Origin of the sequence: Brevibacterium sp. Marseille-P9724, assembly GCF_902500275.1 — a bacterium.
In the GTDB taxonomy this organism is placed as follows: Bacteria; Actinomycetota; Actinomycetes; order Actinomycetales; family Brevibacteriaceae; genus Brevibacterium.
In genome coordinates this window covers 481,335-505,478 of sequence record NZ_LR722990.1, presented here as the reverse complement: position 1 = coordinate 505,478, position 24,144 = coordinate 481,335, and the positions used below count along the sequence as shown (strand labels likewise).

At 62.2% G+C, this 24,144-nt stretch carries 22 protein-coding genes and 4 tRNA genes; 23 read left to right on the top strand and 3 right to left on the bottom strand.

The window, feature by feature from the left end; genetic code table 11:
• The first annotated feature begins 3 nt into the window (after positions 1–3).
• The 8 genes from ybeY to GC119_RS02410 all read left to right on the top strand — a co-directional run bounded on the left by ybeY (position 4) and on the right by GC119_RS02410 (position 4,293).
• Positions 4–480, top strand: coding sequence for an rRNA maturation RNase YbeY (gene ybeY, locus GC119_RS02445; RefSeq protein ID WP_070572484.1), 477 nt, complete (start codon positions 4–6; stop codon positions 478–480).
• On the top strand, positions 481–1,740 hold the full coding sequence (locus GC119_RS02440) for a hemolysin family protein (RefSeq protein ID WP_070572487.1): 1,260 nt from the start codon (positions 481–483) through the stop codon (positions 1,738–1,740).
• Positions 1,737–2,672, top strand: coding sequence for a GTPase Era (era, locus tag GC119_RS02435; RefSeq protein WP_151952327.1), 936 nt, complete (start codon positions 1,737–1,739; stop codon positions 2,670–2,672). The genes GC119_RS02440 and era overlap by 4 nt, the downstream gene beginning before the upstream one ends.
• 72 nt (positions 2,673–2,744) lie before the next feature.
• Complete coding sequence (gene zapE / locus GC119_RS02430; RefSeq protein ID WP_151952326.1) at positions 2,745–3,791, top strand: cell division protein ZapE; 1,047 nt, start codon at positions 2,745–2,747, stop codon at positions 3,789–3,791.
• 137 nt (positions 3,792–3,928) lie between these two features.
• Positions 3,929–4,001 (top strand) — tRNA-Gly (locus GC119_RS02425).
• A gap of 29 nt (positions 4,002–4,030) precedes the next feature.
• Positions 4,031–4,101, top strand: a tRNA-Cys gene (locus GC119_RS02420).
• Positions 4,102–4,114: 13 nt separating this feature from the next.
• Positions 4,115–4,186, top strand: a tRNA-Val gene (locus GC119_RS02415).
• 35 nt (positions 4,187–4,221) lie between these two features.
• A tRNA-Val gene (locus GC119_RS02410) sits at positions 4,222–4,293 on the top strand.
• Positions 4,294–4,453: 160 nt separating this feature from the next.
• On the opposite strand, the gene GC119_RS02405 is transcribed toward GC119_RS02410, so the two are convergent.
• Entirely contained in the window at positions 4,454–5,284 is an 831-nt protein-coding gene (locus GC119_RS02405; RefSeq protein WP_226829185.1) for a DUF4352 domain-containing protein, read from the bottom strand.
• 408 nt (positions 5,285–5,692) lie between these two features.
• Here GC119_RS02405 and GC119_RS02400 point away from each other — a divergent pair, with 408 nt between their 5' ends.
• The 13 genes from GC119_RS02400 to GC119_RS02340 all read left to right on the top strand — a co-directional run bounded on the left by GC119_RS02400 (position 5,693) and on the right by GC119_RS02340 (position 19,788).
• Positions 5,693–6,856, top strand: coding sequence for a DUF4190 domain-containing protein (locus GC119_RS02400; protein ID WP_151952324.1), 1,164 nt, complete (start codon positions 5,693–5,695; stop codon positions 6,854–6,856).
• A gap of 249 nt (positions 6,857–7,105) precedes the next feature.
• The gene (gene thrS / locus GC119_RS02395; protein ID WP_370919376.1) at positions 7,106–9,058 is read left to right on the top strand and encodes a threonine--tRNA ligase; all 1,953 of its coding nucleotides are present in this window, start codon (positions 7,106–7,108) and stop codon (positions 9,056–9,058) included.
• Entirely contained in the window at positions 9,058–9,639 is a 582-nt protein-coding gene (locus GC119_RS02390; protein ID WP_070572496.1) for an HIT family protein, read from the top strand. Before thrS ends, GC119_RS02390 begins: the two co-directional genes overlap by 1 nt.
• Positions 9,626–10,240, top strand: coding sequence for a phosphatidylinositol phosphate synthase (gene pgsA, locus GC119_RS02385; RefSeq protein WP_070572498.1), 615 nt, complete (start codon positions 9,626–9,628; stop codon positions 10,238–10,240). Before GC119_RS02390 ends, pgsA begins: the two co-directional genes overlap by 14 nt.
• The gene (locus GC119_RS02380) at positions 10,237–10,734 is read left to right on the top strand and encodes an NUDIX hydrolase (protein WP_070572500.1); all 498 of its coding nucleotides are present in this window, start codon (positions 10,237–10,239) and stop codon (positions 10,732–10,734) included. The genes pgsA and GC119_RS02380 overlap by 4 nt, the downstream gene beginning before the upstream one ends.
• 74 nt (positions 10,735–10,808) lie before the next feature.
• Entirely contained in the window at positions 10,809–11,564 is a 756-nt protein-coding gene (locus GC119_RS02375) for a YebC/PmpR family DNA-binding transcriptional regulator (RefSeq protein ID WP_070572502.1), read from the top strand.
• A 1-nt stretch (position 11,565) separates the two neighbouring features.
• On the top strand, positions 11,566–12,168 hold the full coding sequence (gene ruvC / locus GC119_RS02370) for a crossover junction endodeoxyribonuclease RuvC (protein ID WP_070572503.1): 603 nt from the start codon (positions 11,566–11,568) through the stop codon (positions 12,166–12,168).
• Between the two features lie 49 nt (positions 12,169–12,217).
• Positions 12,218–12,820: a Holliday junction branch migration protein RuvA gene (gene ruvA, locus GC119_RS02365; protein WP_226829183.1), complete on the top strand. Its 603-nt coding sequence runs from the start codon at positions 12,218–12,220 to the stop codon at positions 12,818–12,820.
• Positions 12,817–13,887: a Holliday junction branch migration DNA helicase RuvB gene (gene ruvB, locus GC119_RS02360; RefSeq protein WP_070572507.1), complete on the top strand. Its 1,071-nt coding sequence runs from the start codon at positions 12,817–12,819 to the stop codon at positions 13,885–13,887. Before ruvA ends, ruvB begins: the two co-directional genes overlap by 4 nt.
• A gap of 105 nt (positions 13,888–13,992) precedes the next feature.
• Positions 13,993–14,427, top strand: a complete 435-nt coding sequence (gene yajC, locus GC119_RS02355; protein WP_070572509.1) for a preprotein translocase subunit YajC — start codon at positions 13,993–13,995, stop codon at positions 14,425–14,427.
• Between the two features lie 20 nt (positions 14,428–14,447).
• Positions 14,448–16,373, top strand: a complete 1,926-nt coding sequence (gene secD / locus GC119_RS02350; protein ID WP_070572510.1) for a protein translocase subunit SecD — start codon at positions 14,448–14,450, stop codon at positions 16,371–16,373.
• The gene (gene secF, locus GC119_RS02345) at positions 16,373–17,392 is read left to right on the top strand and encodes a protein translocase subunit SecF (protein WP_070572512.1); all 1,020 of its coding nucleotides are present in this window, start codon (positions 16,373–16,375) and stop codon (positions 17,390–17,392) included. The genes secD and secF overlap by 1 nt, the downstream gene beginning before the upstream one ends.
• Positions 17,393–17,481: 89 nt before the next feature.
• Positions 17,482–19,788, top strand: coding sequence for a RelA/SpoT family protein (locus tag GC119_RS02340; RefSeq protein ID WP_070572514.1), 2,307 nt, complete (start codon positions 17,482–17,484; stop codon positions 19,786–19,788).
• A gap of 62 nt (positions 19,789–19,850) precedes the next feature.
• Here the strand turns inward: GC119_RS02340 and GC119_RS02335 are convergent, their stop codons facing one another.
• Both GC119_RS02335 and GC119_RS02330 read right to left on the bottom strand, forming a co-directional pair.
• On the bottom strand, positions 19,851–20,420 hold the full coding sequence (locus tag GC119_RS02335; RefSeq protein ID WP_070572516.1) for a hypothetical protein: 570 nt from the start codon (positions 20,418–20,420) through the stop codon (positions 19,851–19,853).
• An 87-nt stretch (positions 20,421–20,507) separates the two neighbouring features.
• A complete protein-coding gene (locus tag GC119_RS02330; protein WP_226829181.1) occupies positions 20,508–22,058 on the bottom strand; it encodes a DUF349 domain-containing protein in 1,551 nt (516 codons plus the stop codon).
• A 13-nt stretch (positions 22,059–22,071) separates the two neighbouring features.
• Here GC119_RS02330 and GC119_RS02325 point away from each other — a divergent pair, with 13 nt between their 5' ends.
• Positions 22,072–22,722 carry an MBL fold metallo-hydrolase gene (locus GC119_RS02325; protein WP_070572518.1) on the top strand — a complete coding sequence of 217 codons (651 nt, stop codon included), beginning with the start codon at positions 22,072–22,074 and terminating at the stop codon, positions 22,720–22,722.
• 47 nt (positions 22,723–22,769) lie between these two features.
• Positions 22,770–24,113: a histidine--tRNA ligase gene (gene hisS / locus GC119_RS02320; protein ID WP_070776853.1), complete on the top strand. Its 1,344-nt coding sequence runs from the start codon at positions 22,770–22,772 to the stop codon at positions 24,111–24,113.
• Positions 24,114–24,144 lie beyond the last annotated feature (31 nt).

Here is a 24,144-nt window from a genome sequence, read left to right as displayed (position 1 = left end):
GCAATGAGCATTGAAATCCACAACGAAACACCTGCGGCAATCGACCTTGAGGCGGTGCGCGGCATAGCGGCCCTCACTCTTGAACAGCTGCAGATCCACCCGGACGTCGAACTGTCCATCCAGTTCATCGACACTGAGCAGATGAGCCAGCTGCACGTTCAGTGGATGAATCTCGAAGGTCCCACCGACGTCATGTCCTTCCCAATGGACGAACTGCAGCCGGGCGCTCAGTCCGGCATGCTCGGCGATATCGTCATCTGCCCCGATGTTGCCCAGAGTCAAGCTGAGGCCAACGGCCACAGCCAAGCTGACGAAATCCAGCTGCTCACCGTCCACGGGGTGCTGCACCTGGCCGGCTACGACCACGAAACCCCCGAAGAAAAACAGGACATGTTCGGCAAACAGGCCGATGTCCTCCGCGCCTGGTTCGCTCGAACCGAACCGGGCCGAACCCATCTGCCGATCCCTACGGAGTCATAAGTGGACATAGCCGTGGACTTTATGCTGGCGCTGCTGAGCCTGACGCTTGCGGCGGTGCTCGCCGCGGCTGACGCCGCGTTCTCCACCGTCAGCCACCACCAGGTTGAGGAAGCCGCTGAAGACGGCAAGCGCACAGCCCCGCAGGCCCAGCGGATCCTGAACGACCTGCCCACGCACATCAACGTGCTGACCTTTGTGCGGCAGCTGTTCGAAACCGCCGCCGTCGTATTCACCCTGCTGGGCTTTACCGGCTTCATCGACAGCCTGCCGACAGCGCTGATCGTGACAGCCCTGACATCGGCCGTTGCCGTGTTCGTGATCGCAGGCGTGTCGCCCAGGACAATCGGGCGGCGCAAAAACCTGACGGTGGTGCTCGCCTCCGCGCCGCTGGTGTCCGGCCTGCGCCAAGCGCTCGGCCCGGTGGCCCGCGTTCTTGTGTGGCTGGGCAATATGCTCACACCGGCGAAAGTGTTCCGCGACGGTCCGTTTGTGACCGAAGAACAGCTGCGCGACCTCGTGGACCGTGCCAGTGCCGGAAACATCATCGAAGACGATGAACGAGACATGATCGAAAGCGTCTTCAACCTGGGCGACACCCGGGCGTACAAGGTCATGGTGCCCCGGCCCGATCTTGTGTACCTGCGGTCCGAGAGCACGCTCGAACACGCCATGACCGTGTTCTTGCGCTCGGGCTTTTCGCGCATCCCCGTTGTGGGCAAGGACCTCGATGACGTCCGCGGCATCGTCTTCCTCAAAGACGTCGCCCGTCGCCTGCACACCCACCCGGACGATCGCGACCAGCTGGCTCTCGACATCGCCCGCCCCGTGACCTTTGTGCCCGATACGAAGACCGTGGATTCGCTTCTGCGCTTTATGCAGCTCGAAGCCACGCACATGGTCGTCATCGTCGACGAATACGGCGGCACCGCCGGGCTGGTCACCATTGAGGACATCGTCGAAGAGATCGTCGGCGAAATCGCCGATGAGTACGACAGGGACGAAGACGAAATCGTTCCGCTTGACGGTGGGGCTGTGCGCGTCGCCACGCGCACAGACATCGAAGATGTTGCAGAGTACTTTGACGTGCGGATCGAAGATGAGGACGTCACCACCGTCGGCGGTCTCCTCGCCAGCGAACTCGGCGAAGTTCCCATCGCCGGCTCCGAAGCCGTCATCAGCGGGCTGCGGCTGGTAGCCGAGCCCGGCCAGGGTCGCCGCCACCGCATCAGTCACGTCATCATCACCCGGGAGGAAGAATGAGTCTGTTCCGCGAAGTTCCTGATGACTTCCGCGCAGGTTTCGCCTGCTTTGTCGGCCGCCCCAACGCGGGAAAGTCGACCCTGACGAATGCTCTGGTCGGCACGAAGATTGCCATCACATCGTCAAAGCCGCAGACTACGCGTCACACCATCCGCGGGATCGTCCACCGAGACAACCACCAGCTGGTACTCGTTGACACTCCCGGCCTGCACCGTCCGCGCACTCTGCTGGGCTCGCGCCTGAACGACCTGGTGGCCGACACGCTGCGCAGCGTCGACGTCATCGCCCTGTGCATCCCAGCAGACGAAAAGATCGGTCCCGGGGATCGCTATATTGCCGAACAGCTGGCAGATTCCAGGGGCTCAACACCTGTTGTCTGCATAGTCACAAAAGCCGACAAGGTCGACCGCGCCGGGCTTGTGGAGGCACTGACCGCAGCTGGTGACCTCATGGACTTCGCCGACATCGTTCCGGTCTCCGCCATCGATGACTTCCAGGTCAACACGGTCGACGAGGTGCTCGCCAAGCACCTGCCGCTGAGCCCTCCGCTGTACCCTGACGGGGACATCACGGACGAACCCGAGCGGGTGCTCATTGCCGAGTTCGTCCGCGAAGCCGCGCTCGAGGACATTCGCGACGAACTGCCGCACTCCCTGACAGTGCAGGTTGAGGAGATCCGACCCCGTGAAGACAGGCCGGAAGACCGCCCCCTCATGGAGGTCTACGTCAACATGTACGTGGAGCGGCAGAGTCAGAAGGCCATCATCATCGGCCGAGGCGGATCCCGCCTCAAAGAGGTCGGTCGCCGAGCTCGGCAGCACATCGAGGACATTCTCGGAACGCCGGTCTATCTAGACCTGCACGTGAAGGTCGCCAAAGACTGGCAGCGGGACCCGCGGGCGCTTGGGCGCTTGGGCTTCGATTTCGAATAGGGGAGTGCCCCGGCAGGAGGGCGCACGGGCTGACGTCCGCGGTGTTTGCCGCACCGGGCTACACTTGCCCGCGTGACTCAAGCCGTTCATCTCACCGACCGTGATCCCCGCGTCAACCGCGACGAACTCCTCGCCGACTTCGTTCCGCCTCCGCAGTTTGAAGGTGTGTCCTTCGACAGCTACCGGCCGGACCCGGCACAGCCGTCTCAATCTCAGGCGCGTGACAGCCTGCAGGCCTTTGCACACACGGGCCGAGGCGGGGGAGGGCTGTTCAAAAAGCTCTTCGGCAAGGGCGGAAAGCCAGCCGAGAAGGGCATCTACCTGGACGGCGGATACGGGGTGGGCAAAACGCACCTGCTGGCGTCAGCGTGGCACGCGTCGGACAAGCCCGCAGCATTCGGCACTTTTGTTGAGTACACCAACCTCATCGGCGCTCTGGGCTTTCCGACGGCAAAGGCCGAACTGGAGAAGATGAAGCTCGTCTGCATTGACGAGTTCGAACTCGATGATCCCGGCGACACCGTCATGATGTCGCGGCTGATGCGCGAACTGACCGACGCCGGCACGAAGATCGTCGCAACGTCCAACACCCTGCCCGGCGCGTTGGGGCAGGGGCGTTTCGCGGCACAGGACTTCCTGCGCGAAATCCAGGCGCTGTCGAATCAATTCAACGTGCTGCGCATTGACGGAGAGGACTACCGTCACCGCGAGATCACCCAACCGCCAGCGCCCTTGAGCGAAGATGAACTCAAAACTGCTGAAGATCGTCTGCTGCGCAGTGGTCGGACGCTTGCAGCAGATGACTTCGCCGGCCTCGTTGAGCATCTGCAGCGAATCCACCCGTCGAAGTACCGCAGGCTCATTGACGGTGTTCAGTTTGCAGCGTGGAGGCAGGTCGAGCCGATCGGCAACGAAGGTGTCGCACTGCGCTTTGTGGCGCTGGTGGACCGACTGTACGACGCAGACATCGGGATCGTTAACTCCGGCATTCGCCTGGACCAGATCTTCTCCGAGGAAATGCTGGGCGGAGGCTACCGAAAGAAGTACATGCGCTGTCTTTCGCGCATGACGGCACTGTCGTCGAAGTCGGCTCAGGGGGCTGATCAGGTCGGCAGCTGACCGACTTTCCGCGTTCGTGCAGGGCGATCGGCGCGTGGTGACGAGCGTCACTGTGCGCCGATTTGGCTTTGGGGCAAACGGTGTGTAAAGTTTAGTTCTGTTGCACGGCGCGAAGGAAAACTTCACAAGTGCACTGCGCGGATGTGGCTCAGTTGGTAGAGCATCACCTTGCCAAGGTGAGGGTCGCGGGTTCGAGTCCCGTCATCCGCTCTGGTTCGCCAGATATGGCGGTCGCCTCTGGTGGCGTGGCCGAGAGGCGAGGCAGCGGCCTGCAAAGCCGTATACACGGGTTCGAATCCCGTCGCCACCTCGAAACAGGGCTGGCGCGATTGGCGCAGCGGTAGCGCGCTTCCTTCACACGGAAGAGGTCACTGGTTCGATCCCAGTATCGCGCACGGAGTTCGCTCCACAACTGAATAGCCTTAAACAGGCGCGATTGGCGCAGCGGTAGCGCGCTTCCCTGACACGGAAGAGGTCACTGGTTCGATCCCAGTATCGCGCACAGACAGCCGGGGTTAAAGCCCCGGCTTTTTCTTTGCAAACACGGGAAATCCGCGGGCTTCGGACAGTGGTGCTTAGGGATCCTGTCGGACTCACCGGTCCGAGCGGGAAAGCACAGACGCGGGGCAAAACGATTCTGCCCCGCGTTGCTGTCTGCGTCGTTACTTTACGGCGACGAACACCTTGTCTCCGAACAGTCCGGGAGCGACGGCCAGTACGCCCTCGTCTGCGCTGTCGGCGGGAACAGAGAATGCGATATTGCCTGTGATCGAAGCGCCTTCGTACAGGGTGGTCGTCGAATCGAGCTCATCCGGTGCGACAACGAGCGTGTCATAAGAGTCGACCGTGGTGCCGCTCGCGGTCACGTATTCGATGATCTCGAAAGGCATGGCTCCGTCCGGGTTGGTGCCGGTGTATTTGATCGTTACGTTTGCGAGGATATAAACCTCACCTTTGGATGCAGGTTCGTTGAACTCGTTTTCGGACGCGATGGCCTTGTTGGCGTTGAGGTTCACGCTGTTGACCTTGACCGTCCACTCATCGGTCGAGACCGTGCTGCCCAGCGGGTGCGGGTTGGTGCGGGTGCCCTTTTCGTCGGCTTCTTCAGCCTCGAGGGCATCGTCAGCTGAGGTCGGCTTTTCAACAGGCGCCGAGACTGAGGTGTCGTCGGAGAAGGCACCGCCAACCGCTGTTGCAACCACGGCGATGAAAACGATGAAGCCGATGATGGTGCCGATGATGGAGATGATGAGGCCGGCCAGGCCGAAGCCCTTCTTCTTGTCCTTCAGACACAGGGCAACAATGCTCAAGATGAAGGCAGTCGGCAGGAGAATCCAACCGACGATCAGCGCGAAGGGAATGCACGCGAAAATGAAGCCGACGACAGAGACGATGAACCCGACCAGGCCGACAGTATTGTTTTCCTTCGCCGGGGGTGCGGGGGCAGGGGCATACCAGGACGCTGCGGGGCCGGGTGCATAGGGTGCGTTCAAGTTTTCATGCCTTTCGGGTAGAGCGCGATGAGGACAGGCCCAAAGGCATCTGTCTGCATGCATAGTACCCAGAAAAATTAGTACCGCGGGCCTAGGCGCGCAGGGTTTAGAAAATAGGTCCGGGTAACCGCCAGTCGGGTGTGAACCCCCGAGTTGTCAGTGAGGATACGCGGCTGCGTGTCGGCAGCTTCTGTCGAAGTCTCACGGGTGAAGAATGGGCCGAAGTGCTCAACTGGGAATTGCTCCTCGTGCCTGCTTGCGCGACGAACGCATCACGCCGGTGTCCCACGTGGGTATGATCTGCTCTGGAAATTCTGGGTCCGTTTGGCGCTATGCTGATGAGGTCCTGAAAGTTCGATGTAAATCGGTCTCGAATGAAACGCCCGACTATAAACGTAAGGAAACCCTATGAGCGATACCCCTTCAGGTCAGAACGACTCCAACCCGCAGAACGGTTCCAGCGGGGCTAACCCTGACCCGTCAGGCAGCAGCGTCGGAAACCCCAGTCAGGGCGACTACAGCCAGGGCAGTTACGACGGATCCAACGGGGCCAACCCCGACCCGTCAGGAAGCAGCACCGGAAGCTCCGGCCAGGGCGACTACAGCCAGGGCAATTACGGACAGGGCGACTACGGCAACCAGTATTCGCAGGCTGACTTCGGCAACAGCCAGCCTCAGACGGCCCAGCAGCCTGTCGGCAGCCAGGGTGATTTCGCGGACTACCAGCAGAGCCCGCAGGCCTATGATGGCAACAACATGTACGGTGCTGCCGGCGCGGCCGGTTCAACCGAGAAGAACAGCCTCGGCGTCATCTCGCTGGTTTCCGGTGTTGTGGGCTTCGTTGTCTCGCTTGCTGGCATCGTCGCAATCGTCACGGGCTTCATGAGCCTCAAAGCGGTCAAGAACGGACAGGCAAACAACAGGGGCATGGGCCTGACCGGACTTATTCTGGGCTTCGTGACCACCGCGCTCGGCCTGATCGGCATTGTGGTTCTCATCATCATGATGGCTGTCGGCATCGGATCCGAAAGCAACACTGCTTCGCCGAGCAGCCCCAGCGGTGAGACCCAAGCTCCGGCCGTTCCCGGGGAAGATGACGAAGCTGGAGGGGACTCTGCGCCCGAGGGTGAAGGTGCTAAGGGCGGCGACTTCGATGCAGAGATCGACAAGGCCACCAAAATCGGCACATTCAAGGACATTGAGATTCATGCGCTGATCACCAGCGGCAAGGCTGCAGACACCGTCAGCCCCCAGACGTTCGCCAACCGTGAAGTTCTTGTTATCAAGTACTTCATGAAGAACGTCTCGGACAAGCCGCTGAAGCCCGGCAAGGGCAGGGTCGAATGCTTCGCAGGCGGCGCCGACTGCTCGAATTCCGTTCATGGACAGGTTGGGGACAGGGAGATGTCGAGCCCGATCCTCGACTTCGACAAGAACCCGATCAAGCCTGACGAAGTCGAAGAGTTCTACACTGCACAGGCGATTGAGCCTAAAGCTGCAGAAGAGGCTGAGATCACACTGCTGATGACCAGTGAGGACTACCGCGACCAGCAGTCCTTCAAGATCAAGTGACACCAGCCGAAGCACGGCTATAAGCGCGGGGCGGGAACACTGTGTTCCCGCCCCGCTTCGCTCGTCATCGGGCAGATCACTCACTCAGTGCCCCCGCGCTGCGGCGGAGTTTCCTAATCGAGTGCCGATCAGCAACGAGACCACAGCCGCCAGCGGGTACAGTAGAAGCGCTGAAACGACCACGTATAAGGAGAAGCCGTGTCTGACACGCTGACTGTCGCCGGAGAAGAAATTCCCTACACCGAAGGGATGACGAGCACCGAGCTCTTTGCATCCGACCCGACGACAGTGGCAGTTTGGATCAACGGCGCATCATGCGACCTGGTCCGTCAGCTGCAGCCCGGTGATGTTGTTGAGCCCATCAGCATCAGCAGCGAAGAAGGACTGAACATTCTTCGCCACTCCACCGCACACGTTGTTGCCCAGGCCGTGCAGGAGCTGTTCCCCGGCACCAAACTGGGCATCGGCCCCTACATCACCGACGGCTTCTACTACGACTTTCAAGTCGAAGAGCCGTTCACACCGCAGGACCTCAAAGCCATTGAAAAGCGCTGCCAGCGGATTGTGAAAGAAGGTCAGACCTTCCACCGGGTCGAAGTCAGCGACGACGAAGCCCGCAGCCGCCTGGCAGACGAACCCTTCAAACTCGAACTCGTCGAAGACAAAGGCAAGGGCGCTGAAGGCGCGAGCGTCGAAGTCGGCGGCGGCCAGCTGACCATCTACGAAAACCGCAGCCGCAAGGGCGACATCGTATGGGAAGACCTCTGCCGGGGACCCCATCTGCCGTCAACCAAGCTCATAGGCAACGGCTTTGCGGTCACCAAATCCTCCGCCGCCTACTGGCGGGGCGATCAGTCCAATGCGAGCCTGCAGCGCGTCTACGGAACCGCCTGGCCCTCCAAAGACGAACTGCGCGCATACCAGGAGCGCATCGCAGAAGCTGAACGGCGCGACCACCGCAAACTCGGAGCGGAGCTCGACCTGTTCTCCTTCCCGGACGAACTCGGCTCGGGCCTGCCGGTATTCCACCCCAAGGGCGGCGTCATCAAAAGGGTTATGGAGGACTACGTCCGCCAGCGCCACATCGAAGAGGGCTTCGAGTACGTGGGCACCCCGCACATCTCAAAAGAAGCGCTGTACTACACCTCGGGCCACTTGCCGTACTACGGCGAGAACATGTTTCCGCCGTTCACCGTCGACAAGCACATCGCCGAGGACGGCACCGTCACCCACGAGGGCACTGACTATCGCCTGAAGGCGATGAACTGCCCCATGCACAACCTCATCTACCGTTCCCGCGGGCGCTCCTACCGCGATCTCCCGCTGCGGCTGTTCGAGTTCGGCACGGTGTACCGCGACGAACCGTCCGGTGTGATCCACGGTCTCACGCGCGTGCGCGGCTTCGCCCAGGACGATTCGCACTCCTACGTTGCAGAAGAGGACGCGGCAGCTGAAATCAAGCACCTGCTGGACTTCATGCTGTCCCTGCTGCGGGATTTCGGCCTGGACGACTTCTACCTCGAACTGTCCACTCGCGAAGTCGACGGTGCGAAGAAAGACAAGTTCATCGGCACGGACGAACAGTGGGAAATCGCAACAAACACCCTGCGCGAAGTCGCCGAAGCCACGGGACTTGAGCTTGTTCCGGACCCGGGCGGTGCCGCTTTCTACGGCCCGAAGATCTCCGTGCAGGCCCGTGACGCCATCGGCCGCACCTGGCAGATGTCGACAGTCCAGATGGACTTCAACCAGCCGGAGCGATTCGACCTCGAATACAGCGCCTCAGACGGCACGCGCCGCCGCCCCGTCATGATCCACTCGGCCAAGTTCGGTTCGATTGAGCGCTTCATCGGCGTGCTCACCGAGCACTACGCGGGCGCGTTCCCCGTGTGGCTCTCACCGGTGCAGGCGGTGCTCGTCCCGGTGGCCGATGAGTTCGACGACTACTGCTGGGACATTGCCCAAAAGCTCAAGGCCAGGGGAGTGCGCGTCGAAGTCGACACCTCCGATGACCGCTTCCCCAAGAAGATCCGCAACGCTTCGAAGTCCAAGGTCCCCTACACACTCATTGCAGGCGGCGAAGACCGTGACGCCGGTGCGGTGTCCTTCCGCTTCCGCGACGGCAGTCAGGACAACGGCGTGCAGGTAGACGAAGCCGTAGAGCGGATCGTCAAGGCCATTGAAGATCGGGCGCAGGTCTGATGACGGGCATTCCCGAACCTGAAGCGGCTGCCGGCTTTCCCGGCGAACCCGATGGGCTGCAGAGACTCTGGACTCCCCATCGCTTCGTCTACGTCGGCGGCGAAGACAAGCCCGCCGACTCAAGCGAGCAGTCCTGCCCGTTCTGTGCCGCACCTGAGCGCAGCGACGAAGACGGTCTCATCGTGGCTCGCGGAGAACACGCCTTCGTCATCCTGAACCTGTACCCGTACAATCCGGGCCACGTGCTCGTGTGTCCGTACCGCCATGTTGCCGACTACACGGACCTGACACCCGCGGAAACCGTTGAAGTCGCGCAGATGTCGCAGAAGATGATGCGCGTGATCCGGGCGGTGTCCTCGCCGCACGGCTTCAACTTGGGCATGAACCAGGGTGCGGTCGCCGGTGCGGGGATTGCCGCTCATCTGCACCAGCACATCGTGCCGCGGTGGGGAGGGGATGCAAACTTCTTCCCGATCATCGCCGAGACTAAGGCGCTGCCGCTGGTCCACGGGCAGGTGCAGAAGCTCTACAGCGAAGAATGGAACCGGCAGGAACCCCATAACGGCGATGCTCACCTCTAAGCTCCGAGGTGCGGTCGAAGTCTGCACGCGACCAGTTGCGGCTGTACTCGGCCGATTGGGGCTTACGCCTAACGCGATCACGGTGATCGGGACCGTTGGCACCGCAGTGTCGGCTGCCGTCCTGTACCCGCTGCAGCACTACCTTCTGGGTACTCTCGCGGTGACGTTCTTTGTTCTGTTCGACATGCTCGACGGGACACTCGCCCGACTCCGCGGCACCACCAGCAGGTGGGGCGCCTTTCTCGATTCGACACTGGATCGGATTGCCGACGGGGCGGTGTTCGGCAGCCTGGCCGCAGCGGCCTTCCTCAGCGGCCGGGCGGCCGCGGGAGGACTGGCTCTGTCGGCTTTGGTCTTCGCGTTCACGGTCTCGTACACCCGCGCCCGAGGTGAGGCTGTCGGAGGCGATGGGTCCGGAGGGCTGATGGAGCGCACGGAGCGTTTGATCGTGGTGCTCGTCGCCGCCGGTTGTGTCGGCCTCGGGGCGCCGTATAGTGTGCTCACTAGCGCACTTGCACTGGTTGCCGCCGGTGCCCTTGTGACTGTTTTTCAGAGAATGCGCTCGGTTTTCCTGAGCGTGAAATCGGAGGACACGGTATGAAGGTCCGCACGGCTGCCCGCGTGGTGCTTCTCAATGCTGAAGACGAAGTGTTCATGCTCCAGTGCCGCGACCTGGGGGATCATTCGCGACGCTACTGGTTCACCGTAGGCGGCGGAGCTGAACTGGGGGAGACCTCGAAGCAGACTGCGGCCCGGGAACTCGCCGAAGAGACCGGCATTGAATGTGAACCGTCTGATCTTCTGGGCCCCTTGGCCACGTGCCGTGTGTCCATCCAGTTCTCAACCGGTGTGCTGGTGCAGGACGAGGTGTACTTCGGCATGCGCTTCACCGAAGACATCGATCTTGACGAAGCCATGTGGAGTGATAGGGAAAAGGCCGCCATCACGGGTGCACGCTGGTGGTCGAAAGAGGAAGTCGAGAAGTCTTCCGAGGTGATCTACCCGCCCGAACTGCCTTTCCTCATCGACCTTGTCTGTGCGGGCGTGGAGCCCGTATCGCCGTTGCCCCTGAACGGTCCCGGCGGTGCGGAGTAGACGGCCGGCCGCTTTGCCCCGGTGGTGGTCTTACAATGTAGACCGGACATCAATCGAACGCGAGGAGAGATTTCGTGGCAGGTCACTCAAAATGGGCTACGACTAAACACAAGAAGGCCGCTATTGACGCAAAGCGCGGCAAACTCTTCGCGAAGCTGGTCAAAAACATCGAAGTCGCGGCACGCGCCGGCGGTCCCGACGTCGAAGGCAACCCCACCCTGTTCGATGCGATTCAGAAGGCCAAGAAGAACTCCGTTCCGGCTGACAACATCGAACGCGCAGTCAAGCGCGGCGGCGGTCTCGACGGCGACGGCGTCGAATATTTCCCCATCACCTACGAAGCCTACGGGCCCGGCGGCGTTGGCCTGCTCATCGAGTGCTTGACCGACAACAAGAACCGCGCCGCCTCTGACGTCCGCGTTGCGGTCAGCCGCAACAACGGCAACCTGGCCGACCCCGGTTCGGTCGCCTTCAACTTTGCGCGCAAGGGCGTCGTCGTGGTCAAGCAGTCTGCGGCTGATGACATGGCGATCCTCGAAGCCACAATGGACGCAGGTGCCGAAGAGGTCAAAGACCAGGGCGAAACCTGGGAGGTGATCTCGGAGGCCACCGATCTGGTGCCCGTCCGATCTGCCCTCCAGGAAGCCGGCATTGACTACGACAGCGCTGACCTTGCCTTCGTCCCGAACGTCGAAGTTCCGCTGTCGGTCGAAGACGCACGCAAGCTTGCCGCGCTCGTCGATGCGATCGAAGACCTCGACGACGTGCAGAACATCTACGACAACGCTGACATCTCCGACGACACAGCGGCTGCCCTAGCCGAAGACTGACATGCGTGTCCTCGGCGTCGATCCCGGGCTGACCCGCTGCGGTATCGGGGTCATCGACTCCGGGCGCGCATCCCGGCCGTCGCTCGTGGCAGTCGACGTCATTCGCACCGACGCCTACGGAGCGTCAGATGTCAGGCTGGGCCTGATTGCGGATGCCTTCGACCGCTTTCTCGACGACTGCAGGCCGGACGTCGTTGCAATCGAGCGGCCGTTTGCGCGTTCGGACGTTTCGACGATTATGGGAACAGCGCAGGCTTCGGGGCTCACCATGGGCCTTGCGGCTCGTCGCGGAATCCCGGTGGCCATGCACACCCCATCGGAAATCAAAAAAGCTGTTTCCGGCAACGGGCGAGCGGACAAGAAGCAGGTGACGAGCATGGTCACCCGTATTCTCAGACTTAACGCTCCTCCCAAGCCCGCCGATGCCGCAGACGCCCTGGCAGTCGCCATCTGCCACCTGTGGCGCGGGGCGGTGGGAGCGCAGTCGACCCCCGGTTCGACAAAGGACGTCCTGGCCCGGCGGGCGCAGGGTCTGCAGGGTTCGGGCATGACAAAGGCGCAGGAACAGTGGGCCGCGGCGATTCGGACCGCCAAATCACGCTGACGAAGTGGCATACTGTTTTCGCACACCTGTTCTAAAACTCTGAGGGTTTTTGTTGATCAGCTTTATTCAGGGAAGCGTTGAATCGATCCACGCTGACTCCGTTGTCGTTCTCACCTACGGGATTGGGCGCAAAGTCTTTGTCAGCCCGTCGCTTCTGAGCGGCGTTCGGCACGGTCAAGAGGTCGGCATTCACACGGAGCTCGTTGTTCGTGAAGACGCGCTGACGCTGTTCGGCTTTTCCTCCCGTGATGAACGAGACACCTTCGTTGCCCTGCAGTCGGCATCGGGTGTTGGCCCCAAGCTGGCCATGGCGGTGCTGGCGGTCCTCACCCCCGGCGAGCTCGCCGCCGCGGTAGAAGACGGAGACACCAAGGCCCTTACGCGCGTACCGGGTGTTGGGCCGAAGGTCGCCGGACGCCTGGTGCTGGAGCTATCCGGAAAGATCACGGCCGCACCGACGGGTGCGGGCTCTGCTCCACGGGCTGCTGGCAAACAGTCGATCATCGCAGAAGTCGTGCAGGCGCTTATCGGCCTGGGATGGAAAGAGGCAAACGTCCAACCTGTTGTGGAAGCGGCGGCTGAAGACGATGCCAACAGCGATGTCAGCAGCCTGCTCAAAGCCAGCCTGCGCACTCTCGGGAAGAAGCGATGAGCGACGGCTACGAAATCGACTTCGGCGGCGACGAACCGACGCCGGCCGAACTTGAACGGCTCATGAGCGCCGGCGCCGGTTCGGATGAGCGCGCAGCCGAAGCCGCCCTTCGCCCCAAGGGCCTGGATGACTTCACGGGACAGCCCCAGGTTCGCGAGCAGCTGTCTCTTGTGCTCGATGCAGCGCGAGCTCGCGGCAAGGCTCCCGATCACGTGCTGCTCTCCGGGCCGCCGGGCTTGGGCAAGACAACGCTGGCGATGATTATCGCCCACGAAATGAACTCGCAGATCCGCATCACTTCGGGTCCTGCTGTGCAGCACGCGGGGGATCTCGCCGCGATCCTGTCCTCGCTCGAAGAAGGCGAGGTGCTCTTCATCGACGAAGTGCACCGAATGGCCCGTGCCGCCGAAGAAATGCTGTACGTGGCCATGGAGGACTTCCGGGTCGACGTCATTGTGGGCAAAGGCCCCGGCGCCACCGCGATTCCGCTGGACCTTCCGCCGTTCACTATGGTCGGTGCGACTACTCGCAGCGGTCTGCTTCCCGCGCCCCTGCGCGACCGGTTCGGCTTCACGGGCCACCTGGACTTCTATTCGCCGCAAGACCTGCTCATTGTTCTGCGCAGATCAGCGCGCATGCTCGGCATCGAAGCCGATTCTGAAGGGCTGGCAGAAATCGCCGGACGCTCTCGCGGCACTCCGCGCATTGCCAATCGCCTGCTGCGGCGCGTACGCGACTGGGCCCAGGTGCGCGGAAGCGGCGTCATCGATCTGCACGCTTCCCAGTCGGCCCTGGAAGTCTACGAGGTCGACAGTCGCGGTCTCGACCGCCTGGACCGCGCGGTGCTCGACACACTCTGTCGTCGTTTCGGCGGGGGACCGGTGGGTCTGCAGACCCTCGCGGTGTCAGTCGGCGAAGAATCCGAAACGGTCGAAGAGGTCGCCGAACCGTTCCTCGTGCGCGAAGGCCTGCTGTCGCGCACCCCGCGCGGCCGAATAGCAACCGCGGAAGGGTGGGAGCACATCGGCCTCACCCCGCCCGAGGGTGCTTTTTCTCAAATGTTCTGAGAAGGCCTGCCAACAGGGGCGCTCGACGACGGTTTTCGGAGTGATTGACGTCGACGGTAGAATATCCGAGGTTTGTTCTGACCCCATAAGCGAAAGAGGTTTCCGGTGAACCCCAATGTCCTCATTATGCTCGCCCTCGGCGCGCTGCTGATCTTTATGATGGTCAGCTCCCGCCGCAAGCAGAAGGCCCACCAGGAGCAGATCGCCCGCGGTCTCGTACCCGGTGCACGCATCATGACCGGTGCCGGAATCTTCGGCACCGTCGTCTCGGTTGACGAAGAGACCAACCAGGTGACAATCGAATCCGGCCCCGGAACCCAGCTCATCATCCACCGTCGGTCCATCGGCCATATCGAAGCGAACGAACCGGCAGCACCTGCGGAGCAGAGTTCCCATCAGGGACCCATTCAGCGTGACGACGCCGATGAATCGCCGCTGAAGAACTCCGAACCCAGCATCACCGACGCCGAACTCGACGCTCACAACGAAGCCAAGCGCGCAAAGGGCGACGACGCCGACAGCTCAGACGACACCAAGTAACACCAACCAGAAAGCAGACCGTGTCCGCTTCAGATAAAAAAGCTCGCCCCGGACGCAGCTTCGCAGTGCTTGGGGTCTTCTCAGCACTGCTGGCTGGCCTGGTTGCCCTGGGGGCCGTGTTCTCCTCGGCAACCTGGGCCCCGAAGCTCGCCCTCGACCTCGAAGGCGGCACCTCGATCATCCTGGAACCCCAGATCAAAGATCAGCAGGTGACCAAAGAACAGCTGGAACAGGCAGTCGAGATCATCCGACAGCGCGTCGACTCCACGGGCGTGTCGGAAGCTGAGATCTCCACTCAGGGCGACCGCAACATCGTCGTGAACCTGCCGGGCAACCCTGACGAAAAGACCCGAGACCTCGTCCGCTCATCAGCTCAGCTGTCCTTCCGCCGCGTAGCCTTCGTCGGCCCGCCCGAATCCGCTGCTGCTCAGGAAAAGCAGCAGAAAGAACAAGAGGATTCACAGAAGAAGAAATCCGACGAGCTGTCCGAAGAAGACCAGAAGCGGATTGAGGACCTCATCGGAGATCAGGAAGGTGAGCAGCAGGACGGTGAAGCGCCCCAGGGCGGCGGAACCGCATCCGCTCCGGCTGATGGCGAAGACGCCAAGAAGCCCGCTGAAGAATCGCCCTCTGCCGAGCCCAAAGGCACAGAGGGCAAAGATGACGACGGCAAGCGTCCCCGCTTTGACCCGATGACCGACAACAGCTGGCAGTCGCAGAAGGTGATGAAGGAATTCACCGAGCTCGACTGCACCGATCCGGCCAACCGCACAGGCGGCAAGCAAACCCCGGCTGACGAAGTCGTCGTTGAATGTGCGCAAGACGGATCGGCCAAATTCGTGCTCGGCCCGGTTGAGCTTTCCGGTGAACACGTCAAAGACGCTTCCTACGGCTTCGAAACCTCGTCGTCGGGTCAGCAGACCAACCGCCTGGCCGTCACTATGGAGTTCGACGACGTCGGCCGCAAAGTGTTCGGCGAAATCACGCAGACAATCACCGGCCTGCAGCAGCCGTACAACCAGTTCGCAATCGAACTCGACGGGCTCGTGCTCTCAGCACCGGCATCGCAGTCAGCTGTCACCGACGGTCGGGCGCAGATCACCGGAAGCTTCTCTGAAGAAGAAGCCCAGACGCTGTCGAACCAGCTCAAGAACGGTGCCCTGCCGATTTCCTTCCAGGTGCAGTCCGAAGAGCAGATCTCGCCCACCCTCGGTGCTGACTACCTGCAGAAGGGTCTCATCGCAGGCGCAATCGGCCTGCTGCTCGTGGTCCTGTACTCGGTGCTGCAGTACCGCGCGCTGTCGACTGTGACAATCGCCAGCCTCGTGGCGGCGGGAATCCTCACCTACCTCCTGCTGCTGTTCGCATCCTGGCGCTACGGCTACCGCCTGTCGTTGGCCGGTCTGGCCGGCATCATCATCGGCATCGGCATGACGGCAGACTCGTTCATCGTCTACTTTGAGCGCATCCGAGACGAGATCCGCGACGGCCGTCGTCTGACGTCTGCCGTCGAAGTCGGCTGGGTGCGCGCCCGCCAGACAATCTACGCCTCGAAGGCAGTCAACATGCTGGCGGCGGTCATTCTGTACATCCTCGCCGTCGGTTCGGTGCGCGGCTTCGCCTTCACACTGGGGCTTACGGTGATCGTCGACGTCATCATCGTCGTGTTCTTCACCCACCCGATGCTGCAGCTGTTGGCACGGACGAAGTTCTTCGGTGAAGGCCACCCGATGTCCGGTATGGATCCACGTCAGCTGGGCGTCAAGCCGGCCGCCTACCGCGGTGCCATGGGCCTTGACCTCGAAAAAGCGCGACAGAAGACCACCGGACGCTCCGCCGAGGAAGCTCAGCGGCGAGAAGGTGCGCGCAGGCGCCGGGAGCGCGACACATCGTCATCGCTTGCCGCACGCAAAGCCGCAGCCGCCGAACAGGCAGGAGAAGACTGATGAAGAAGTTCTTTGATTTCGGCAACAAGCTGCACTCGGGCGAAGTTTCGATCCCGTTCGTGCGCAAAGGCAAGCTGTGGTTGGGTCTTGCCGCCCTTCTGACGGTCCTGTCGCTGCTGGTTCCCGTTGTCCGCGGTGCAGCCGGCGCCGAGCCGTTCAACCTGGGCATCGCCTTCACCGGCGGTTCGGAATTCCAGGTCGACCACGTTGACTCCTCAGCTGAAGCGCAGGCCAACAAGGCCGTCAACGACGCGGTGCCCGGTGCCGAACCGCGCACGGTGCCGACGTCGAACGACTCGCTGAAGATCGAAACGCGCCAGCTCAATGATGACGAAATGCAGAAAGTGCGCGATTCGCTCATTGAGTCCTTCGAAGTCAGCCCCGAGAACGTCACCTCGAACTTCGTCGGTCCGCTGTGGGGGCAGAACATCACCAAGAAGATGACGCTCGCACTAGTCATCTATGTTGGTCTTGCGCTCATCATCATGGCGCTGTACTTCCGGACCTTCAAGATGTCGCTGGCTGCGATTGTCGGCCTGTTCTTCGTCATGGTGCTCACCACCGGCATCTACGCGGCAACGGGCTTTGAGATCACTCCCGAGGCGATCATCGGCTTCCTTACGGTGCTTTCGTTCTCGCTGTACGACACGGTGGTGGTCTTCGACAAGATCCGCGAGACCACGAAGGACTTTGAGAAGAACCGCAAGCAGACGTTCTCATCGCTTGTCGAACTCGGCGTCAACCAGACCACTGTCCGGTCGATCAACACGACCGCCATCGGCGCGCTGCCGATCGGTGCGATTCTGTTCATCGGCGTGTTCCTCCTGGGAGCGGGAACTCTCACTGACATCGCCCTGTCGCTGTTCGTCGGCACGATCGTCGCCACAGTTTCGACGCTGTTCGTGGCCTCGCCCCTATACGCGGTTCTGCGCAGGACAGAGCACAAAGTCCGACAGCAGGAGCGCCTGGTGGAGACTGCTGCAGAAGCCGGAAGCGAAAAGGAGCGCGTCGCTTCGTGACGCGCTGAACCGGCGGCTCGTGTTCTGACCCCGAAGGTGCTTCCCCGCGCGTACAATGGGGAAGCACCTTCGGCGTTTCAGAGGGGAAGATGACTCAACAGCCACACTCAGGTTCCGGTCGACGCGGACTCAGCCGTCGCTTTGCTTTTTGGACGGCGCGCGCACAGAACAGTCCGCAGACGCCGAAAGTCCTGGCGCCGCTGCTGCAGATCGTCAAAGAGAACCATCCGAAGCTCGACACGGACGTGATCCTTCGGGCCTACCGCCTGGCAGACAAGGCCCACAAGGGGCAGATGCGCCGAAGCGGCGATCCCTACATCACACATCCGGTGGCGGTCGCGACTATCCTCGCTGAAATCGGCATGCCGCCCATTACGCTTGCGGCTGCGCTGCTGCACGACGTCGTCGAAGACACGGACTATTCACTTGACTATGTTCGCGAAGAGTTCGGGAACGAAATCGCCGTCATGGTCGACGGCGTGACAAAACTCGACAAAATCGAGTACGGACAGGCCGCGCAGGCTGAGACGGTGCGCAAGATGGTCATCGCGATGTCGCGCGATATTCGAGTGCTCGTCATCAAGCTGGCCGACCGGCTGCACAATGCCCGCACGTGGAAGTACGTATCGGCAGAATCTTCGTCCCGCAAAGCCCGTGAGACCCTCGACATCTATGCTCCGCTGGCTCACCGCCTGGGTATGAACACCATCAAGTGGGAACTGGAGGACCTGTCCTTCCAGGCGCTGTACCCCAAGGTGTATTCGGAGGTCGTGCGTCTCGTGGCCGAGCGCACACCCGAACGCGACAAGTACCTGGGCATCGTCGCCAAAGAGCTCGGCGCAGAACTTGCCGAGGCGAACATCGACGCCGACATCACCGGAAGACCCAAGCACTACTATTCGGTCTATCAGAAGATGGTCGTCCGCGGCCACGACTTCGAAGACATCTATGACCTTGTGGGCGTTCGCGTGCTGGTTGAAACAGTCCGCGAGTGCTATGCCGTGCTCGGCCTTGTCCACTCTCACTGGAGCCCCGTCACCGGACGCTTCAAGGACTACATTGCGATGCCGAAGTTCAACATGTACCAAAGCCTGCACACGACGGTCATCGGGCCGTACGGCAAACCTGTTGAGATTCAGATTCGCACCCGCGAAATGCACCGCCGCGCAGAGTTCGGCGTTGCGGCCCACTGGAAGTACAAGAACAGGGGCGGCAACGCCTCGACTCTGGGCACTGCCGGTGCCCGCACCGCTAAAGTCGGCGACGGCGGGGAAGTCGATCAGGTCGCGTGGCTTCGCCAGCTGATGGACTGGCAGAAGGACGTCCAGGACCCCGATGAATTCCTCGACAGCCTGCGCTATCAGGTCAGTGCGCAGGACGTCTACGCTTTCACTCCCAAGGGCGACATCGTGTCCCTGCCATCCGGGGCAACCCCGGTGGACTTCGCGTACACGGTGCACACCGAGGTGGGACACAAGACAATCGGCGCGCGCGTCAACGGCCGTCTGCTTCCGCTGGATACCCCGCTGAGCAATGGCGATGTCGTCGAAGTGCTGACTTCAAAGGACGAAAACGCGGGCCCCAGCCGCGACTGGCTGACCTTTGTGGCTTCGGCCCGAGCGCGCAACAAGATCCGCCAGTGGTTCTCCAAGGAGCGCCGAGAAGAGGCCATTGAAACCGGCCGCGAACAGCTGGCCCGAGCCATGCGCCGGCACCACCTGTCTGCCGAACGGCTCATGAGCAGCGAAGCGCTCGAAGCCGTCACCACCGGACAGCACTATGACAATGTCTCCGCCCTCTACGCCGCCATCGGCAACGGAACCATCTCTGCCGCCCACGTGGTCGACCTGCTGGCTCGCGAAGTCGAAAACGACAGTGAGGATGCCGAAGAGACCACAGCCATCCCGCTGTCGAATGCTTCTGGCCGGTCCCGCGGACACCATTCGTCGACCGCGGGTGTGCGGGTGAAGGGTGTGGACGACATCCTCATCAAACTCGCACGGTGCTGCACTCCCGTGCCCGGTGACGAGATCATCGGCTGGGTCACCCGGGGTGACGGGGTTTCGGTGCACAGGCAGGACTGCCGCAACGTGGCTCAGCTGAAGGCCTCGCCCGAGCGGATCATTGACGTCGAATGGGTGGCCGACGCTCGCGGTGTCTACTTGGTGCAGATTCAGGTTGAAGCACTCGACCGAGCGGGTCTGCTGTCGGATATCACCAAGGTGCTCACCGACAATCACGTCAACATCCTGTCGGCAACGATCGCCACGTCGAAAGCACGCGTTGCCCAGTCGCGCTTCGTCTTCGAAATGGGGGACTCGGGCCATCTGGACACGGTTCTCAAGGCGGTGCGCAAAGTCGATGGTGTGTTCGACGTCTATCGCATCACCGGCTGATAGCCGCGGTCACCGGCCACCGCTGGTGGCCGCGGGGCGACTGCCGAAACCGCCTGCGCAGGTCACAGCCCCGTGTGCGAGGCGGGATCGACCGAGCGCAGAAGTCTGCGGATTTCAACAACCCCGGGACGACGAAAGGAGTCTTCGGCCAATGCTGCCAGGGCTCTGCGCTGCTGCGGGGCGGTCGGTGCAAGAACGGCGCGGGCAGCCCGTCTGCGCCGAGCGAGGTCCTCGATCGGCAGAACGCAGTCGACAACCAGGTCGAACAGCGTTTTGAGCGGTTCGGTCAGGCGACACTCACCCAACTGGCGATACTCCTCGCGGCTGAGACTGCGCTCCCACACCGCGGTGCCTTCGGGGGCTCTGCGCACGCGGCGCCGGCTCAGAGTCGTGACGTCCAACAGCGCCGGAGCCTGCGCTGTGCCCCACCACACCCAGTGCGCCGCAGCGTGTGAAAAGGCGGTGCCGTGCACGGGCGGGGCTCCCAGAGCTGCCGCGCGCAGCGCAGGGGTCAGCACCGCGCCCGATCGAATCCACGCGGTGTCAGTCAGCTGTATCAGCAGGCCATCGCGCCTGAGCGAATACAGTTGGAGTGCGCTCAGCGGATGCCCGGTGCGAATGATCGTGTCCATGCATCCACTTTCTGAGGTCAGCGCCGACGAAACAAGAGGCCCCCGAAAGCTGTGGATAACTTCCGGGGGCCGTCAGCCGTTTAGCGGTCAGCTGAAGTCAGCAGCTGTGCGGCGCAGCTGATCGAGCCACTGCTCCTTGGTGGCCAGCTCTTCGCGCAGTTCTGCGGCCGTGGCAGAATCGCCGGCGGCTTCTGCCTTGTCGGCCTCGTCCTTCAGCTGGGCGGTCTGCTGCTCCAGCTGGGCGAGCATGCCCGAGGCGCGGTCCTGCTTGTCTGGGTCGGTGCGCTTCCATTCGGCGTGTTCTGCCTGGTCGATTGCGCGTTCGACTTCGCGCAGTCCGCTTTCCATGCGGCTGATGTCAGCCCGGGGGACAGGACCGGCTTCTTCCCACTTGTCCTGAATGGTGCGCAGCTGCTGCTTGGCCTTCTTGTGGTCTTCAACCGGCAGAAGCGCCTGCGCTTGGGCCAGCAGCTCCTCTTTCACCTGGAGGTTTCCGCGGTATTCTTCGTCGCGCTCGGCTTGATCAGCGCTGCGCGCACCGAAGAACGTGTCCTGGGCGGCGCGGAAGCGCTCCCACAGTTTGTCGTCGTCCTTGCGCTGGGCGCGCGGTGAGGCCTTCCACTGGTTCATGAGTTCGCGGAAGCGGCTGCTGGTTTCGCGCCACGCGGTCGAATCAGCGAGCTGTTCGGCTTCTTCGACGATCTTCTCTTTGATCTTCTTGCCTTCAGCGCTGCGCTTGTCGAGTTCGGCGAAGAACTCGCGGCGCATCTTTTCGAAGGTTCCGCGCGCTGATTTGAAGCGGTCCCACAGTTCTGTGTCCTGTGCGCGGGGAATGCGTGGGAAGCTCCTTTGGATCTCCTTCCATTCGTCGAAGAGTTCGCTCATCTTCGCCGAGGTGTTCTTCCAGTGGATGCTGCCGGGCGCCTGGGCAATGAGCCCTTCTGCACGCTCAATGACGCTCACGCGCTTCTTCACGCCTTCTTCGCGTGCTTTCTCGTGATCTGCGGCCTGGTCTTTCGCAGCGTCCTCCGCGCGCTTCTCGAGTGCGTCGAGGCGCTCCTTGAGCCCTTCGACGTCGCCGACAACACGGGCCTCTTCAAGGTCGGTTCGCGCCTTTGCCGCCGAGCGGATGATGTCCTCCGCCTTCGTGCCGGCGGCCAAGCGCTCTTCCAACAGGTCAACCGCTGAGGCGTGTTCGAGGAACCTGCGCGCGTAGAACTCAAGCGCCTGCTCTTTCGAGGCCGACGGGTACTGGCCGACTGCGACTTCGCCTTTGGAGGTTGTCAGGTACACATTGCCTTCGTCATCTGCGCGTCCGCAGTTCATTGCCGCAATGAGCGCCTGCGAGCTCGGCTGAGCGGGGGCTGCGGCGGCTGGGCGAGGAGCCGGCTTGGGGACGGGGCGCGGTTTGGGAGCGGGTGAGTCGGTCATCGTCTGCCTTCGGGTTGTCTGTCGGACGGCGCCTGCGGCGCGAAACACTGCCAGCATAGCGATTCTTCCGTTTTTCTGTTCGAATGCGGCGGCCTGTTCGGCAGCCGGGGCGCCGTTTTCCCTCCTGTTCTTCTGCGCCGGGCGGCTTAAGCGCGGGCCGAAAGCGGCGGGGCTGGACCCGCTGTGCGCCGTGTCGGCGACGGTCATTAGACTGTCGGCTATGCGCATCCTCAATTCAGAGGCCCCTTTTCTAGGCGTCAACTGCTATGCCGCCGCCGCGGACACAGGCGGCGAATGCGTGCTTTTCGACGCCGGTTTCGGAAACACGGATGCTCTTGCAGAGGGACTGAAGCAGCACGGGCTGACCCCCGTGGCTGTTCTTCTGACTCACGGCCACATCGATCACGTTTTGGGTCTGCCCGACTACCGGCGGCACTGGGATGTTCCGGTGTGGCTGCACGAGGCCGACGTCTACCGGCTGGATGATCCCGCGGCGACCATGTCCGCGCAGTTCCAGCCCATGCTTGCCGACGTTCTGCACGGCTGGGAGCCACCGGAGGTCGAGCTATTTGTCGATGGTCGTGAATGGGAGCTTGCCGGTCTGCGCATCGCGGCCCACCATCTTCCCGGCCACACGGAGGGCTCTACCGTGTTCTGCGTCACAGATGACTCTGACGCGGTCTACTTCAGCGGTGATGTTCTGTTCGCCGGATCCATCGGCCGGACTGATCTTCCCGGGGGAGACCACGCCACGATGGAGGCGTCCCTGTCGAAGCTGCGCACCTTCACCCCAGCGCCGGTCTATCCCGGACACGGTCCCAGCACTGAACTGGCCCGCGAAATCGCTGCCAACCCGTTTCTTGTCGGCTGAGCCCGATCCACCTTTTTCGAACCACGGATCTTTCAAGGAGCACTGTCATGTCCAAAGCCGCAAAGCTCTCGGGTTTCCCCGAATGGCTTCCGCAGGACCGGATCATTGAGGAGCGCGTCCTCGATCTGCTCAAACACACCTTTGAGCTCAACGGATTCGCCGCCGTGAACGTGCGCGCTGTCGAACCGCTGTCGATCCTCGCCAAAGACGGTGAAATCGACAAAGAGATCTTCACCCTCGGCAGGTTGCACTCGGAGGGCAGGGAGCGCAACCCGCTGGGTCTGCACTTCGACCTCACAGTGCCGACCGCCCGCTACGTTCTGGAAAACGCCGGCCACCTGAACTTTCCGTTCAAGCGCTACTCCATCCAGCCGGTGTGGCGCGGTGAACGTCCGCAGGACGGGCGGTTCCGCGAATTCATCCAGGCCGACATCGACGTCATCGGGGACGAAGTTCTCGCCGACCACTTCGAAGTCGAGATCCCGCTGGTCATGGTGCAGGCGTTTGACGCGCTGCGCGAATTGGGCGTACCGGAAGCGGGAATTGTCGCCAACAACCGCAAACTCCTCGAAGGCTTTGCCCGTGGGCTCGGCTTGGAGGATGTCACCTCGGTTCTGCGCGCTATCGACAAACTCGACAAGATCGGACTGGAAAAGGTCGAGGAACTGCTGATCGAAACCGCTGGCGCTGATCACGTCCAGGCCAAGCAGTGCCTGCGTCTGGCCGAAATCGAATCTGCAAGTTCGGATTTTGCCGAAGACGTCATCGCCCTCGGTGTGGAGCACCCGCTGCTGGACGAGGGGATCGCCACCCTTGTCACCCTTCTCGACTCTGCGAATCGTCTACGCCCCGGAGCCGTCAAAGCGCAGCTGAAAATCGCTCGCGGTCTCGACTACTACACGGGAACCGTGTACGAAACCTTCCTCAAGGGCCACGAATCTCTGGGCTCGGTCGCCTCCGGCGGTCGCTATGACGCACTGGCCAAGACTGACAAGAAGGTCTACCCCGGCGTGGGCATGTCGCTGGGGGTTTCCCGGCTCATGTCCCGGCTCGTCGGCGCCAACCGGACACTCACCGCAACTCGCGGCGTGCCGACCGCAGTTCTCGTCGCAGTCACCGCAGAAGACCAGAGACCGGAAGCCGACCAGATCGCCGCGGCACTGCGCAGCAGGGGCATACCGGTCGATGTCTCACCGTCGGCTGACAAGTTCGGCAAGCAGATCCGCTACGCAGAACGCCGTGGGATTCCATTCGTGTGGTTCCCTTCGGCCGAAACCGGCAGCGAAGTCAAAGACATTCGGACAGGCGAACAGGTTTCTGCTGACCCGGACCTGTGGGCACCGCCAGAAGACGACATCTGGCCGCGCGTGCTGCGCGTCGACGCTGAGTGAGCCCACTGCCGTGACGGCTAAACTGAACACA